The 14,183-nt window shown below is 67.2% G+C and carries 13 protein-coding genes; 8 read left to right on the forward strand and 5 right to left on the reverse strand.

Going from position 1 to position 14,183, the window contains the following annotated elements:
* Positions 1–335: 335 nt before the first annotated feature.
* The gene (ppdK, locus tag AB0M15_RS41635; RefSeq protein ID WP_363832872.1) at positions 336–3,002 is read left to right on the forward strand and encodes a pyruvate, phosphate dikinase; all 2,667 of its coding nucleotides are present in this window, start codon (positions 336–338) and stop codon (positions 3,000–3,002) included.
* Positions 3,003–3,071: 69 nt separating this feature from the next.
* Here the strand turns inward: ppdK and AB0M15_RS41640 are convergent, their stop codons facing one another.
* Positions 3,072–3,734, reverse strand: a complete 663-nt coding sequence (locus AB0M15_RS41640) for a GntR family transcriptional regulator (RefSeq protein ID WP_363832874.1) — start codon at positions 3,732–3,734, stop codon at positions 3,072–3,074.
* Positions 3,735–3,893: 159 nt separating this feature from the next.
* Here AB0M15_RS41640 and AB0M15_RS41645 point away from each other — a divergent pair, with 159 nt between their 5' ends.
* The 4 genes from AB0M15_RS41645 to AB0M15_RS41660 all read left to right on the forward strand — a co-directional run bounded on the left by AB0M15_RS41645 (position 3,894) and on the right by AB0M15_RS41660 (position 6,632).
* The gene (locus AB0M15_RS41645) at positions 3,894–4,589 is read left to right on the forward strand and encodes an alpha/beta hydrolase (RefSeq protein ID WP_363832875.1); all 696 of its coding nucleotides are present in this window, start codon (positions 3,894–3,896) and stop codon (positions 4,587–4,589) included.
* A gap of 108 nt (positions 4,590–4,697) precedes the next feature.
* On the forward strand, positions 4,698–5,366 hold the full coding sequence (locus tag AB0M15_RS41650; protein WP_363832877.1) for a TRIC cation channel family protein: 669 nt from the start codon (positions 4,698–4,700) through the stop codon (positions 5,364–5,366).
* Between the two features lie 48 nt (positions 5,367–5,414).
* Complete coding sequence (locus AB0M15_RS41655) at positions 5,415–6,209, forward strand: class I SAM-dependent methyltransferase (RefSeq protein ID WP_363832880.1); 795 nt, start codon at positions 5,415–5,417, stop codon at positions 6,207–6,209.
* A gap of 150 nt (positions 6,210–6,359) precedes the next feature.
* Positions 6,360–6,632 carry a YciI family protein gene (locus AB0M15_RS41660; RefSeq protein ID WP_363832882.1) on the forward strand — a complete coding sequence of 91 codons (273 nt, stop codon included), beginning with the start codon at positions 6,360–6,362 and terminating at the stop codon, positions 6,630–6,632.
* Positions 6,633–6,654: 22 nt separating this feature from the next.
* Here the strand turns inward: AB0M15_RS41660 and AB0M15_RS41665 are convergent, their stop codons facing one another.
* Positions 6,655–7,887 (reverse strand): hypothetical protein, encoded by a 1,233-nt coding sequence (locus AB0M15_RS41665; protein ID WP_363832884.1) that lies wholly within the window; start codon positions 7,885–7,887, stop codon positions 6,655–6,657.
* Between the two features lie 148 nt (positions 7,888–8,035).
* Here AB0M15_RS41665 and AB0M15_RS41670 point away from each other — a divergent pair, with 148 nt between their 5' ends.
* On the forward strand, positions 8,036–9,562 hold the full coding sequence (locus tag AB0M15_RS41670) for a UDP-N-acetylglucosamine 1-carboxyvinyltransferase (RefSeq protein WP_363832886.1): 1,527 nt from the start codon (positions 8,036–8,038) through the stop codon (positions 9,560–9,562).
* On the opposite strand, the gene AB0M15_RS41675 is transcribed toward AB0M15_RS41670, so the two are convergent.
* Complete coding sequence (locus tag AB0M15_RS41675) at positions 9,527–10,384, reverse strand: alpha/beta hydrolase (RefSeq protein ID WP_363832889.1); 858 nt, start codon at positions 10,382–10,384, stop codon at positions 9,527–9,529. The two genes, AB0M15_RS41670 and AB0M15_RS41675, sit on opposite strands and share 36 nt — an antisense overlap.
* Before the next feature lie 101 nt (positions 10,385–10,485).
* On the opposite strand from AB0M15_RS41675, the gene AB0M15_RS41680 reads away from it, so the two are divergent.
* Complete coding sequence (locus tag AB0M15_RS41680; RefSeq protein WP_363832891.1) at positions 10,486–11,118, forward strand: TetR/AcrR family transcriptional regulator; 633 nt, start codon at positions 10,486–10,488, stop codon at positions 11,116–11,118.
* 372 nt (positions 11,119–11,490) lie between these two features.
* Here AB0M15_RS41680 and AB0M15_RS41685 read toward each other — a convergent pair whose 3' ends face one another.
* Together AB0M15_RS41685 and AB0M15_RS41690 are read right to left on the reverse strand one after the other, a co-directional pair.
* Positions 11,491–12,807, reverse strand: a complete 1,317-nt coding sequence (locus AB0M15_RS41685) for an MFS transporter (protein WP_363832893.1) — start codon at positions 12,805–12,807, stop codon at positions 11,491–11,493.
* Positions 12,804–13,373, reverse strand: coding sequence for a winged helix-turn-helix domain-containing protein (locus AB0M15_RS41690; protein ID WP_363832895.1), 570 nt, complete (start codon positions 13,371–13,373; stop codon positions 12,804–12,806). The genes AB0M15_RS41685 and AB0M15_RS41690 overlap by 4 nt, the downstream gene beginning before the upstream one ends.
* An 85-nt stretch (positions 13,374–13,458) precedes the next feature.
* Between AB0M15_RS41690 and AB0M15_RS41695 the strand changes: the two genes are divergently transcribed.
* Positions 13,459–14,130: a RibD family protein gene (locus tag AB0M15_RS41695; RefSeq protein ID WP_363832897.1), complete on the forward strand. Its 672-nt coding sequence runs from the start codon at positions 13,459–13,461 to the stop codon at positions 14,128–14,130.
* Positions 14,131–14,183: the final 53 nt, after the last annotated feature.

Raw genomic sequence — 14,183 nt, forward strand, 5'->3', positions numbered from 1 at the left:
GGCCTCAACCCACCACCTTCAACCCCCAACCCCCACCTTGAACAAGTAATTACTTGTTCAAGGTCGCCGTTCGGTGTTCAAGGTCGCACTTGCCTGTCCAAGGTCGCCATTCCTTGGCAGAACCGCTGGATGTCCTGCGTTGTCAACGTGGTAAGGGGTTTCCGGCCATCACATGTGGGCAGCATCACGCGTCTCAGCGTGAGACCAGTGTTCAACTGGACTGGTTTTCTGGCTTACTCTGAAAAGACGCCGTCGCCATTGGAGTCGTCGGGCCAGCGGTCACCACGCCGCGACAGTCGCCGTCCAATCTCGGGCCCACACCTCAGGGAGTCACCGTGCCGAAACTCGTCTACGACTTCGCCGAAGGCAACAAATCCATGAAGGAGCTTCTCGGTGGCAAGGGGGCCAACCTCGCCGAGATGACCAACCTGGGTCTGCCGGTACCGCCCGGCTTCACCATCACCGCCGACGCCTGCAAGGTCTTCCTGCAGACCGGTTCCGTACCGCCCGAGCTGGCCGACGAGATCGACCACCACGTCGCCGAGCTCGAGCAGAAGATGGGCAAGAAGCTCGGCCAGGCCGACGACCCGCTGCTCGTCTCGGTCCGTTCCGGCGCCGCCGTGTCGATGCCCGGCATGATGGAGACGGTGCTCAACGTCGGCCTCAACGACGACTCGGTGAACGGTCTCGCGCACCACTCCGGCAACCCGCGGTTCGCCTGGGACGCCTACCGGCGGCTGATCCAGATGTTCGGCAAGACCGTGCTCGGGATGGAAGGCGACATCTTCGAGGACGCGATCGAGGCGGCTAAGCAGGCCAAGGGGACCAAGAACGACCTGGACCTGGACGCGGACGACCTGAAGGCGCTGGTACAGAACTTCAAGGCGGCCGTGCACGAGCACACCGGCCGCGAGTTCCCGCAGGACCCGCGGGCGCAGATGGACCTCGCGATCGAGGCCGTCTTCGGCTCCTGGAACTCCGAGCGCGCGATCCTGTACCGCCGCCAGGAGCGGATCGCCACCGACCTCGGCACGGCGGTGAACATCTGCTCGATGGTGTTCGGCAATCTCGGGATGGACTCCGGAACGGGTGTCGCGTTCACCCGCGACCCGTCGAGCGGCCAGCCCGGCGTGTACGGCGACTACCTGCAGAACGCGCAGGGCGAGGACGTCGTCGCGGGTATCCGCAACACGGTCCCGCTGGCTGATCTGGAGCAGATCGACAAGGCGTCGTACGACGACCTGATGACGATCATGGCCAAACTCGAAGGCCACTACCGCGACCTGTGCGACATCGAGTTCACCGTCGAGCGCGGCAAGCTGTGGATGCTGCAGACGCGCGTCGGCAAGCGGACGGCCGGCGCCGCGTTCCGGATCGCGACCAGCCTGGTCGACGAGGGCGTGATCGACATCGACGAGGCGCTGCGCCGGGTGAAGGGCGCGCAGCTGGCCCAGCTGATGTTCCCGCGGTTCGACGACGACGCGGCGAAGGACCTTGTCACCAAGGCGATCGGTGCCTCGCCGGGTGCCGCGTCCGGCAAGGTCGTCTGCACCTCGGCGGCAGCGGTCGAGGCCGCCGACCGTGGCGAGAAGGTCATCCTGGTACGCCGGGAGACCAACCCCGACGACTTGCACGGCATGATCGCCGCCCAGGGCGTCTTGACCAGCCGCGGCGGCAAGACGTCGCACGCTGCCGTCGTCGCCCGCGGCATGGGCAAGACCTGTGTCTGCGGTGCCGAGGACCTCGACGTCGATGTCGCGGCCCGCACCATCAACGTCAAGGGCCGCGCGCTGGCCGAGGGCGACGTGATCTCGATCGACGGCACGACGGGCGAGGTGTTCGCCGGCGAGGTACCGGTCGTCCCGTCGCCGGTCGTGCAGTACTTCGAGGGGACGCTGGCGGCCGACGCCGGCGATGAGCTCGTCGCCGCCGTGGACCGGCTGATCACGCATGCCGATGAGACCCGGCGTCTCGACGTACGGACGAATGCCGACACTGGCGAGGATGCTGCCCGCGCCCGCCGGTTCGGTGCCCAGGGCATCGGTCTGTGCCGGACCGAGCACATGTTCCTCGGGGAGCGCCGGGAGGCCGTCGAGCGGCTGATCCTGGCGGACTCGGCGGAGGAGAGCGACGCGGCGCTCGCAGTACTGGAACCCCTGCAGCGTAAGGACTTCCTGGAGCTACTGGACGCGATGGACGGGCTGCCGGTGACGATCCGGTTGATCGACCCGCCGCTGCACGAGTTCCTGCCGCCGCTGACCGAGCTGGCCGTCAAGGTCGCGCTGGCGAAGGAGCGTGGCGAGGAGCCGGGACGCGACGCCGTCCTGCTCACCGCGGTTGAGCGGCTGCACGAGCAGAACCCGATGCTCGGTCTGCGCGGCGTACGGCTCGGGCTGGTGATCCCGGGTCTGTTCAAGATGCAGGTCCGGGCGATCGCGTCGGCCGCTGCCGAACTGAAGAAGGCCGGCCAGGATCCGCGGCCGGAGATCATGATCCCGCTCGTCGCCGCGGTCCAAGAGCTGCAGTTCAGCCGTGACGAGGTCGAGGCGGTGCTGACCGAGGTCGCCGCGGCCGAGGGCGTCGAGTGGTCGACACCGATCGGCACGATGATCGAGCTGCCCCGGGCGGCGGTGACGGCGGAGCAGATCGCGGAGGCGGCCGAGTTCTTCTCGTTCGGTACCAACGACCTGACCCAGATGACGTGGGGCTTCAGCCGCGACGACGTGGAGGGCTCGTTCTTCTCGAAGTACCTGGAGAAGGGCATCTTCGCGGTCTCGCCGTTCGAGTCGATCGACCGCGAAGGCGTTGGCGCCCTGGTCCGGATGGGTGCCGAGCGCGGCCGGTCCACGCGTCCCGACCTCAAGCTCGGCATCTGCGGCGAGCACGGCGGCGACCCGGACAGCATCCACTTCTTCCACGAGGTCGGCCTCGACTACGTCTCCTGCTCACCCTTCCGCATCCCCGTCGCCCGCCTCGAAGCAGGCCGCGCCGCTCTGGACTGAGGTCCGCACACCGCACCGCGATGTGTCGGGGACATCGTGGTGCGGTGGTCAGTACAGGCCACCATCAGGTCAGCCCTCGGCTTCGGGGTTCTCGTCGACCGCGAGGCTGTGCCAGATGTCGAACGCCACCGATGCGGCGCCTTCCGCGTCGCCGGCCTCGATGAGATCGATCAGCTGCTCGTGCCGACTGATCGACACCCCGCCGTCAACGCCGAAGCGCAATCGCTCCGCGCGGCGGATCAGTGGGTCGAAGCGTTCGATCACCGCGTCGAGGGCCTGATTGCCGAGTAGGGCGACCGGGATCCGGTGCAGTTCCTCGTCCGCATCCAGGGCCGCACTCACATCGCCCGACTCCACCGCCGCGGCGAACCGGCGATTCGCGTCCCGCATCCGGTCCACGTCGTGTGCGCTGATCCGCCCCGTCACCTGTCGTACCGCCAACTCGTGCATCGCGGCGACGACGTCCTTCGCGTCGCGCACCACCTGGATGTCGATGGAGCTGACCGTCGTGGATCGACCCGGCAGTGCCACCACCAGTCCACTCGCCCCGAGGCGCAGCAGCGCTTCGCGCACCGGGGTCCGGCTCACCCCCAGCCATTCGGCGAGTTCGACGTCCTTGAGTTGCTCTCCCGGCCGGAACGTTCCGTCGACGATGGCGTCGCGGAGGCGACGGTAGACGTCGTCGCGCAGAAGGGTGCGGTCTACGGCTGGACTGCCCTGGGGAATCGGCATTGCAACATATTGCACTCAACGCCCCTCACCTACGGAATCCTGAACGACTCTTGTCTTCCGAACCCGGCTCCAATATATTGCATATCAGAGCGCTGGCGGTCGCCGGGCTCTTCACAGCAGCCGCTCGGGACCTCCCGATGCGGGAAGGGAGACCAGAGCATGAGCACGGAACAGGAGATCAAGAACGTCGTACTGGTGCACGGCGCCTTCGCCGACGGCTCGGGCTGGCGGGGCGTGTACGACAACCTGACCGCGCGCGGCTACCAAGTGACGATCGTGCAGAACCCGCTCACCTCACTCGAGGACGATGTGGCAGCCACCACTCGTATGCTGGACCGGCAGGACGGCCCCGCGATCCTCGTCGCCCACTCCTGGGGTGGCACGGTCATCACCGAGGCCGGAGTCCACCCGAACGTGGCCGGTCTGGTCTACGTCTCCGCGCTGGCGCCCGACGCCGGCGAGACCACGAGCCAGCAGTACGAGGGCTTCGCGGCGACGCCGGACTTCGTGATCGACGTCGGTGAGGACGGTTACGGCTTCCTCAACCACGACAAGTTCAAGGCCGGGTTCGCCCACGACGCGAGCGACGCGGACGTCGCTTTCCTGCGGGACTCGCAGATCCCGATCAACATGTCGGTATTCGGTACGGCGGTGAAGAACGCCGCTTGGCGCGACAAGCCCACCTGGGCCGTCATCGCGACCGAGGACAAGGCGTTCGACCAGGCGATGCTGCAGCGCATGGCGACCCGCAGCGGCGCGAAGATCACCAACGTGTCCGCCAGCCATGCCGTCTTCATGACGCAGGCCGGCGTCGTCGCCGACACGATCGACGAGGCCGCGAAGGCCGGTCGCTGAGCCGCTGAGCCGCTGAGCCGCTGAGCCGCTGAGCCGCTGAGCCGCTGTTGACGCTGGGCCCGGCGCTCGCGCCGAGCGCGCGCCGGCCCAGCTGTCCGGAGGGATGACATGTCGATCACCCCGTTCCAGGTGTCGCTCTGGATCGAACTCCTGGCCGCCGGATTAGGCGGTCTCCAAGGGGCACTCTTCGCCGCGGGCGTCAGATCTCGCCGCATCGACGTGTTCGGCGTGATCGTCATCGGACTCGCGGTCGCGCTCGGAGGGAGCCTGCTCCGCGACCTCGTGCTCAATCAACCTCCGGTCGTGGTGTGGAGCAACTGGTACCTGACCGTGGCCGGTACCACGGCGATCCTCGGTATGGTGCTGCAACCGGTGCTCGCACGAGGGAACTGGCTCATCACCGTGCTCCTCGACGCCGTCGTGATGGGCCTGTTCGGAGCCATCGGCGCCTCGAAGGCACTGTCCCTCGGCATCGGCGTGGCCGGGGCTGTGGTGGTCGGCGTCATCGGAGCCATCGGCGGCGGGATGCTGCGCGACGTGATGCTGGGCCTGTCCTTCTCTTTCCTGCACGTGGGCACCCTGTATGCCGTCGCGGCGGGCGCCGGCACGGCAGTGCTCGTCCTGCTCGTCGGACTCGGCACGTCTGTCCCGATCGCGGGAGTTGTCTGCGTGGTGGTCACGACGCTCGTGCGCCTGGCCGCCGTCCGGTTCGATTGGACCTTTCCGGAACAGTTCATGGTCCACCCTCGCCGCCGCAGGCGGTCCGAGGAGCAGTGAGCACTGAACCAGACGAAGCACGCACATCAGGGGCGCTAGCCTGCAGCAATGAGTCGGGAGAGCTTGCGTCGGACGTTCGGGGAGGACGCGGAACTGTACGACCGGGTCCGGCCGACGTACCCACTTCGCCTGTATGACGACATCGCCAGGCTGCTGGAGGATCCGCAGCGGCCGCGGGTGCTGGAGATCGGTTGCGGGACGGGGCAGGCGACGAGGCCGATGCTGGAGCGTGGCTGGTCGGTGAAGGCGGTCGAGTTGAGTCCGGAGCTCGGCCGGGTGGCTCGGACGAATCTGCCGGAGCTCGAGGTGATCACGGCTGCCTTCGAGAGCTGGCCGTTGCCGGCGGAGAGGTTCGACCTGGTGCTGTCGGCAACGGCGTTCCACTGGATCGACCCGGAGGTACGGGTGCCGAAGTCGGCCGATGCGCTCCGGCCGGGTGGACTGCTGGCGATCGTCTCGACCCATCACATCGCCGGCGGTAGCGAGCAGTTCTGGATCGACGTCCGGGACTGCTATCGGCGCTTCACCGACGATGCGGACGAGACCGGAATGCGCGGGGCGGACGAAATACCGCAGGAGGACACCGCCGAGATCGACGCAAGTGGGCGGTTCGGGTCGGTCGTTGTCCGTCAGTACGAGTGGGAACAGCGCTATTCGGCCGCGGAGTACCTAGATCTGCTGAGTTCTTACTCCGGTCACCGGGTCTTGACTTCTGAGCAGCGTAACGGACTGTACGAGTGTGTAAGCGCTCTCATCAACGCCGCCGGGGGGTCGATCACGAAGCGTTACCTGACGAGACTGACCGCTGCAAATCGCCTTAACCAACCTCTTGCATCCAGCTGATCCGGTGGTCAAAATAACCGAGCGGGAAGGGCGATCACCGTCGACTTTAGGGTCCGACCTGAACCAGCCGCTGTGGCGGCTCGTGACTCCCTTCCCGCACCAACGTGAGATGGCGAGCGGGCCATGGTCTCCCTGGATAGGGTTGAGGCCATGGCCCTTTTCGCGCTCACGCTGAAGTTCACCGATCCGGAACGCCGGCTGGAGGTCATGCCGACCCACCGGGAGTACCTCGCCGAGCTGTACGCCGCCGGCAAGCTGCACGCCGCCGGACCGTTCGCCGATGCGAGCGGTGCGTTGCTGATCTACGACGTCGCCGACGAGGCGGAGGTCCGCGGCATCATCGCCAAGGACCCGTACACCGAGGCCGACGTCTACGAGATCGTCATGCTGCAGGAGTGGGAGAAGCGCTTCCCGCCGGCGTGACGCGGGCGGGACGAAGTACAGGTCAGACCTCGGTCGGTTCGAGTTCGAGGTAGTCGACGTAGGCCCACAGCCAGACGAGTGGGGCGAGCACCATCTCGGGTTCGCCCGTCTCGTCGTCGGCGACGAACAGCATCGACGCGTCGCCGTTGGAGATGTCCTCGATGACGGCCGGGCAGACCGCGACGGCGGCGTCGAACGGGACGATCTCGGGGCCGTCGTCCCACAGCGGCGCGGGCAGCGGCAGGACCGGCGCCTCCTCGGTGCCGTCCATCTCGACCGAGACCTTCTGCAGCATCTCGTACAGGTCGTAGGAGATCAGGCCGGCCAGCGGGCTGCCGCCGATGCCGATCAGGTACGGGTCGTCGGCGCCGGAGCGGAACGCGTCCCGGACCTCGGGGAACGCGGCCGGCAGGTCGGTCACCTCGATGTACGGCGCCTCGGTCTCGTCCTCGTCGAACTCGGCCTCCTCGTCCGCGAGCTCACCGCTGCGCATCTGGTCGAACGAGTGCAGCAGATCGTTCAGCTCGTCGTACGCGCCGCCGCCCGGAGCCGCCTGCGCCCGGTTCTCCAGGTCGCGCAGGTGCTCGATCAGGTCGTCCTCGAAGTGCAGGTCGTACTTCGGCAGTCCCGGCTCGCGTCCCGCGTTGATCCGGGCGACGAGCTGGGTGGAGATCGGCCCGAGCCGCTCGGCGAGCACCTCGAGCGGGGTGGTCGGCTTCTCCTCCTCGTCGTGCGCGCAGGAGTCGTCGTCGGTCTTGCCGTCGCTCTCCATCGCGAGCAGCACCGAGAACGCGGGGAACGCGATCAGGGCCGCGGTCGCGAGCATCCCGTCGCCGATCAGCATCAGCGGGTTGCCGCCGGCCTCGGTCCTTCTCAGATGGTCGGGCAGCAGTACGGCGGCCTGCTCGACGTTCACCTGGCTGGCCAGGGACGACAGGCCGTGGTCGGCGTCCACCCCGAGTTGCTCGACGAGGGTCTCCGAGCTCATGTCGAAGGTGGAGCGGAGGTAGTAGCGCAACCAGCCGGCGTCGACCGGGTTGCCCAGCAGTTCGGCGATCCGGGCGCGGAAGTCGGCGAGGTCGGCGATCGCGAGCACGACCAGCACCGGCTGATCGCCGTCACCGATCACCAGCGGCCGGGTGTCGCCGTTCTGGAAGCCGTCGATGACCTGGTGCAAGCCTTCGGCAGCCGCTTCAAGCGGCCAGGACTCCGCCTCGAACTCGGTCACACCCGCGGTGTGAACGTCGTCGGGCATCGATGGTTCCTCTCCGGGCGGTCGGAATGGCTAAGACTATGACGCGGGGGATGCACCGGGGTTGGCGGTCGGTGCGTCGTGACCTTGGCTACGCTGTAGGCGGCGGGTCGGTGCAGAGGTATCTCACATGTGAGATAAGGTCCGGCGCATGACTGATGACTACCTGAGCCGGATCGGCAATCTCATCCGGGATGCCCGCAAGCACCGTGGCTGGACGCAGACCCAGCTCGCCGACGTGCTGGGCACCAGTCAAAGTGCGGTGAACCGGATCGAAAAGGGCCATCAGAACCTCACTCTCGAGATGCTCGCCCGGATCGGCGAAGCACTCGACTCCGAGATTGTCTCTCTCGGTGGCGGTCCGGTCCACCTCCGTGTCGTAGGTGGACGCCAACTGTCCGGATCCATCGATGTGAAGTCCTCCAAGAACGCCGGTGTGGCGCTGTTGTGCGCCAGTCTTTTGAACAAGGGCCGGACGACACTGCGCAAGGTCGCGCGGATCGAAGAGGTCAACCGGCTGCTCGAGGTACTGAACTCGATCGGCGTGAAGACGACCTGGCTGAACGACGCCGGCGACCTGGAGATCGTGCCGCCGGAGCACCTCGATCTGGCCGGGATGGACGCCGAGGCGGCCCGCCGGACCCGCAGCATCATCATGTTCCTCGGCCCGCTGCTGCACCGCGAGGACACCTTCGCGCTGCCGTACGCCGGTGGCTGCGACCTCGGCACCCGGACCGTCGAGCCGCACATGTCGGCGCTGCGCCCGTTCGGCCTGGAGATCAAGGCGACCGCGGGGGAGTACCACGCGCTGGTCAACCGGGCGATCACGCCGGGCAAGCCGATCGTACTGACCGAGCGCGGCGATACCGTGACCGAGAACGCGATCATGGCCGCCGCGCGGTACGACGGGGTCACGGTGATCCGCAACGCCTCGTCGAACTACATGGTCCAGGATCTGTGCTTCTACCTCGACCTGCTCGGCGTGAAGATCGACGGCGTCGGCTCGACCACGCTGACCGTGCACGGCACGCCGGACATCGACGTCGACGTCGACTACGCGCCGTCCGAGGACCCGATCGAGGCGATGAGCCTGCTCACCGCGGCGATCGTGACGAGCTCGGAGATCACCATCCGGCGGGCGCCGATCGAGTTCCTCGAGATCGAGCTGGCGCTGCTGGAGGAGATGGGCCTCGACTACAGCCGCACCGACGAGTACCTGGCCGAGAACGGCCGGACCCGGCTGGTCGACCTGACCACCCGGCCGTCCACGCTGCACGCGCCGATCGACAAGATCCACCCGATGCCGTTCCCGGGCCTGAACATCGACAACCTGCCGTTCTTCGCGGTGATCGCGGCGACGGCCACCGGTCAGACGCTGATCCACGACTGGGTCTACGAGAACCGCGCGATCTACCTGACCGACCTGAACAAGCTCGGCGGCCGGGTCAAGCTGCTCGACCCGCACCGGGTGATGGTCGAGGGCCCGACGCACTTCTCCGGCGCCGAGATCATGTGCCCGCCGGCCCTGCGTCCCGCGGTCGTCACGCTGATCGCGATGATGGCGGCGAAGGGTACGTCGGTGCTGCGCTCGGTCTACGTGATCAACCGCGGCTACGAGGAACTCGCCGCCCGGCTCAACTCGCTAGGCGCCCAGATCGAGACGTTCCGCGACATCTGAGTCCTGGATGCTCAGCTGGTCCTGTATGTAGGCCACGGCCTCGGTGATCACCTCCGGATCGACCATGATCCGGCGATGACCGAGGCCGTTGGTCTGCAGGAAGTGCGCCTTCGATCCGTACCTCTTCAGCAGGATCGGCGCCTGACTCGGATCGACCACGTCGTCCTCGTCGTTGTGGATCGCCAGCAGCTCCGTCGCGCCTTCTGACACCGAGTACTTCGCCCAGATCGTCTCGTCCCCGTCGAACAGCCCGCGCTCGATCGCCTTCCTCAGCCCCGCATCGACCTTGGAGCCGAGCCCGAGCTCGCGACAGAACGCGTCGACCAGGTAGCCGAACTCGGCCGGCCCGCTGATCGTCACCACCCGCCGGGCCTCGACTCCTTCGCGGAGGGCGTACAGGACGAACGGGACGCCGAGCGAGTGCGCGATCACGCCCTCGAAGGTGCCGTGCTCGGCGGACAGTCGGTTGATGATCCGCTGGTGGTCGAGGATCGTCCCGGCCTTCACCACGGTGTCGCCGTGCCCGGGAGCGTCGTACGAGACCGGGCTGTACCCGAGCTCGAGCAGCCGCTCGACGAACGCGTAGTACCGCGAAGCCCGCGATCGCCAGCCATGGACGAGGAGCACCGGTCGTTCGCCATCGCCCCACGCGTAGGTCACCACCCCGTCGACCACCTTGATGCTTGCCGCCTCGTGCACCTCGCGCTCGATTGTGCGCACCTTGCCGCGCGCCAACGGCCGTCGCCACAACTCGAACGCCACCCGGCCGGCGATCCGTGGCGGCATCACCTTCAGACTCGCCCGCACTACCTCGACGATCACCGCTCGCTCCTCCGCTAGGCAAACTATACGAACGGTCGTATTATTAGTTTGTGAACGTCGGAAGGTCAAGCGAACTAGGATCTCCGGCACAGGAGGTGGCGGTGGAGACGCGTGTCGACGGACGGCTGGTTCGGGGCGACCAGACCCGGCGGATCGTGCTGGGCAAAGCGGTCGACATCGCCTCGGTGGACGGGCTGGAAGGCCTGTCGATCGGGCGGCTGGCCAAGGAACTGGAGCTCAGCAAGGGTGGGGTGTTCGCGCACTTCGGATCGAAGGAAGAGCTGCAGCTGGCGACGGTCCGCGCGGCTCGCCGGATCTACGCCGAAGCTGTGGTCGAGCCTGCCTTCGCGGTTGAGCCGGGCCTGGGTCGCGTCTGGGCGTTGAGTGAGTCCTGGCTCGACTACTCCGAGCGCCGCGTCTTCCCGGGCGGCTGCTTCTTCGCCAAGGCGTCCTATGAGTACGGCGCGCGGGTTGGGGCTGTGCATGACTACTTGGCCGAGGTGAATCAGGAGTGGATCGCCCTGGTCGAGCAGACCATTGCGGAAGCAATCACGGCCGGTGAGTTGGCGGCAGATCCAGCGCAGCTCGCCTTCGAGTTGAACGCCTACTACGACTCGGCGAACCTCGCCTCGCTGCTCCGTGCCGACGACGGCGCCATCTACGACCGCGCCCGTCAGTCGATCCGCGCCCGACTCGAGTCAGCCGCAACTGCCGGTACCGCGCTGCCTTGGTGATCCCCGGGATGCCGGCTCGGCGTTGCTGTGGTTGCGTGGTCCGCGCGCCACGGGGGCGCGCGCGGTTGCGGGATTGCGGGGGCGATCGGCTGGCGGCAACTAGTGGGTGTGGGTGCGTACGTAACTCGGTTGGCAATCGCTTACCCCGGCGTTTCGGGGCGGTCTGCTGGGGTTGTGCATGCGTGGCGGTCCGGGGTTGCCCGCGGGTGCGGTGGGCTACCTGGGGAGGACTTCCCCTTTGGGGTAACGGGATTGGGGTGGGAACTACCCCCGAAACGGGCGAATTGCCTCCCCGGTTCAGCACAGCGTTTCGGGTGGCCCGCGCACCACCTCGACTCTGACGCCTGCGCAGCCGGTGATGCGATCCGCCCCTCATCTGGGCAATCCCGCTTCCAGTGAGTCAACCGCCACCGACTCGCCGCCCGGCAGGTCGCGTTGACGCCGGATCGGGGAGCAGAGCAGTACCAGGCCGGCGAGGGGTACGCCTGCGGTTGTGATCCAGAGGGCGGTACGGAGGCCTAGTACTTCGCCTAGCGTCCCGCCGAGCAACGCGCCCAAAGGGATCGTCCCGAAGTTGAGGAAGGACGTACTGGCGGCGAGGCGGCCGCGGAGCTCGGGTGGGCAGTAGGACTGGTGGAAGGTCTGCTTGATCGTGTTGCCGGCGACTACTCCGACGCCTATGCAGAAGGCGCCGGCGGTGTAGAGGGCGAGGCCGGGGCCCCTTGTGGTCAAGGGGATCAGGAGGGCGAGGGTCGGCAGAGCCAGCTCGAAGAAGAGGGTTGCGCGGGCAGTACCAATGGCTGTGGCTACGCGTCGGCCGAGGAAGGCGCCGACGACTCCGCCGCTGCTGGCGATCGCGATCAGCGCGCCGACGACGCCGGGGGAGACGCCGACCTCGCGGACGAGGAAGACGACGATGATCGACTGGTAGCCCATCAAGGCGAGGTTGGAGACGCCGCCGAAGATGGTGAGCGTGCGGAGCCAGACGTCGCCGGCGACGAGTCGGAGCCCGGCCAGGACCTCGGTGGCGAGTGGGGTGTGGTCGACGTCGGGGCGGCGCGGTTCGCGGTACCGGATCGCGGAGATGCAGAGGAGAGCGATCAGGAAGGTGGAGGCGTCGACGTACATGCCGTTGACTGCGCCGGCCGCCTGCACGATCACGCCACCGCAGCCGACTCCGGCGATCTGTGCGGCCGAGGCGCTGCCGTGGAGTTTCGCGTTGCCCTCGGCCTGATCCGCTTGCTGCAGAAGGTTAGGTAGATATGCGGTGTAGGCGGTCTGGAAGAAAACTGAGGCAACACCTGTCAGTACTGCGATGGCCAGCAGCAACTCGATCGTCAGTACGCCCGCGTGGTCGGCGAGCGGAATGCTCGCGAAGAGGATCAACGAGACGGCCGAGGTGAGCTGCATGATCGGCCGACGCGCCCACCGATCGACCCACGCACCGACCGGCAACCCGATCAGCAACCATGGCAGCCAAGCGGCCGCACTCAACAGTCCGACCTGGAAAGTCGTTGCCTGAAGCACCGAAACAGCGATCAACGGCAACGCCACCGTCGACACCGAACTACCGAACCGATTGACCGTCTCCCCAACCCAGAACCACCGAAAATCCCGATGCCTCAGCAGCAAACTCCGGCCGGCACCCGCTGGCAGCCCGGAGTCCGGGGTCGCCGCCCGCCCGCTCATCCCGGCTTCCGCGGGAACGACTGCAGTTGCACGATGACGGGCATCGCTCGATCGTCCCCGGCTGGGGCGAGCGCGCTCTCGGTGTAGCGGTCGATGACCTGGCCGAGTTCTTCGTTGAGGGCGAACAGTTGCTCGGGGGTGAGCTTGAGGTCGCGCCAGTCGGAGAGGGCGGCGGCGTGTTGCCATTCGCCGGGCCAGTTCTCGTCGACGTACCGGCGTACCCGGTCGTAGTAGCGCTCGACCAGGTCCGCCAGATAGACCTTCAGTGCGCCGCTCGTCTCGGGATCGTCGCGGAAATCGGCCGGATTGAGGACGGTACGACCGGGAGGGATCCGCCACCAGCGCTCCCGCTTGGTGCCGCGCTCGACCTCTTCCTCGATGTACCCGTGCTCGGCGAGCAGCCGCAGATGCCAGCTGATCGTCCCCGTGCTCTCACCCAGCCGCGCCGACAGTCCGGTCGACGTCGCCGCCCCGTCCAGCTCCAGCGCCTCGATGATCTGCATCCGCAACGGATGCGCGAGCCCCCGCAGGCTGCGCGCGTCGATCCTGCGCATCGGCTTGTCCATAGCCGCGACTCTAGCTTGCAGAGGCTTCTCTGCAAAGGCTCCTCTGTAAATATTTCTGTCGGTGGCGGCTCCTAGGGTCGAAGCCATGCGACCTCACGTGGTGGCTCAACTCGCGGTCTCGCTCGACGGTGCGACAACCGGCTTCGAGGCCGATCACGCACGCCTGTATGCGCTGGCGACGCTCTGGCAGGAGGACGTCACGCTGATCGGCGCCGATACCCTGCTCGCCCAAGAGAGCTCAGTCCGTACTGCGCTACGCCCCGGCCCCCGCGACGCCGGCCCACTCCTCGCGGTCGTCGACAGCCGGCACCGAGTCCACAATCTCGAGGCGCTCCGCGAGCTCGGCTACTGGTCCGACGTACTAGCCCTGTACTCCGAGCTGACCCCCGCCCGTCGAGCCGACAGCCTGATCCGGGAGCTCGTCACCGGCTACGACCACGTCGACCTGGCCGAGTGCCTCGACCATCTCGGCCGACGGGGCGCCAGGCTCGTCCGCGTCGACAGCGGCGGCGGGTTGCTCGGGGCAATGATCGACCAAGGCCTCGTGGACGAACTGTGCCTGCTCATCCACCCCGTCCTGATCGGCGACGCGCCCCGTTGGCACGATTCCTTCACCCGCCACCTCGACCTCTCGCTGGCGAACGTCGAGACCTTCCTGCCCGGCGTCACCTGGCTCCGGTACTGCGTGGCCGAGAGTTCTGTCGAAGTTGGCGAAACTGAGTTCCTAAGGGATGTCAAGCTGCCGGAGGGTTCGTAGACTTGGTGTTGGCGGGTCGGGATGCTGGAGCGCTTTGCGACTCCTTCTGCTCC

Source organism: Kribbella sp. NPDC051718, from assembly GCF_040681515.1.
GTDB lineage: Bacteria > Actinomycetota > Actinomycetes > Propionibacteriales > Kribbellaceae > Kribbella.

What these genes read in the sequence shown, in the direction of transcription:
- AB0M15_RS41640 (WP_363832874.1), bottom strand. Translation starts at nt 3,734, where the DNA reads ATGCCGATTCCCCAGGGCAGTCCAGCCGTAGACCGCACCCTTCTGCGC.
- AB0M15_RS41645 (WP_363832875.1), top strand. Translation starts at nt 3,894, where the DNA reads ATGAGCACGGAACAGGAGATCAAGAACGTCGTACTGGTGCACGGCGCC.
- AB0M15_RS41650 (WP_363832877.1), top strand. Translation starts at nt 4,698, where the DNA reads ATGTCGATCACCCCGTTCCAGGTGTCGCTCTGGATCGAACTCCTGGCC.
- AB0M15_RS41655 (WP_363832880.1), top strand. Translation starts at nt 5,415, where the DNA reads ATGAGTCGGGAGAGCTTGCGTCGGACGTTCGGGGAGGACGCGGAACTG.
- AB0M15_RS41660 (WP_363832882.1), top strand. Translation starts at nt 6,360, where the DNA reads ATGGCCCTTTTCGCGCTCACGCTGAAGTTCACCGATCCGGAACGCCGG.
- AB0M15_RS41665 (WP_363832884.1), bottom strand. Translation starts at nt 7,887, where the DNA reads ATGCCCGACGACGTTCACACCGCGGGTGTGACCGAGTTCGAGGCGGAG.
- AB0M15_RS41670 (WP_363832886.1), top strand. Translation starts at nt 8,036, where the DNA reads ATGACTGATGACTACCTGAGCCGGATCGGCAATCTCATCCGGGATGCC.
- AB0M15_RS41685 (WP_363832893.1), bottom strand. Translation starts at nt 12,807, where the DNA reads ATGAGCGGGCGGGCGGCGACCCCGGACTCCGGGCTGCCAGCGGGTGCC.
- AB0M15_RS41690 (WP_363832895.1), bottom strand. Translation starts at nt 13,373, where the DNA reads ATGGACAAGCCGATGCGCAGGATCGACGCGCGCAGCCTGCGGGGGCTC.
- AB0M15_RS41695 (WP_363832897.1), top strand. Translation starts at nt 13,459, where the DNA reads ATGCGACCTCACGTGGTGGCTCAACTCGCGGTCTCGCTCGACGGTGCG.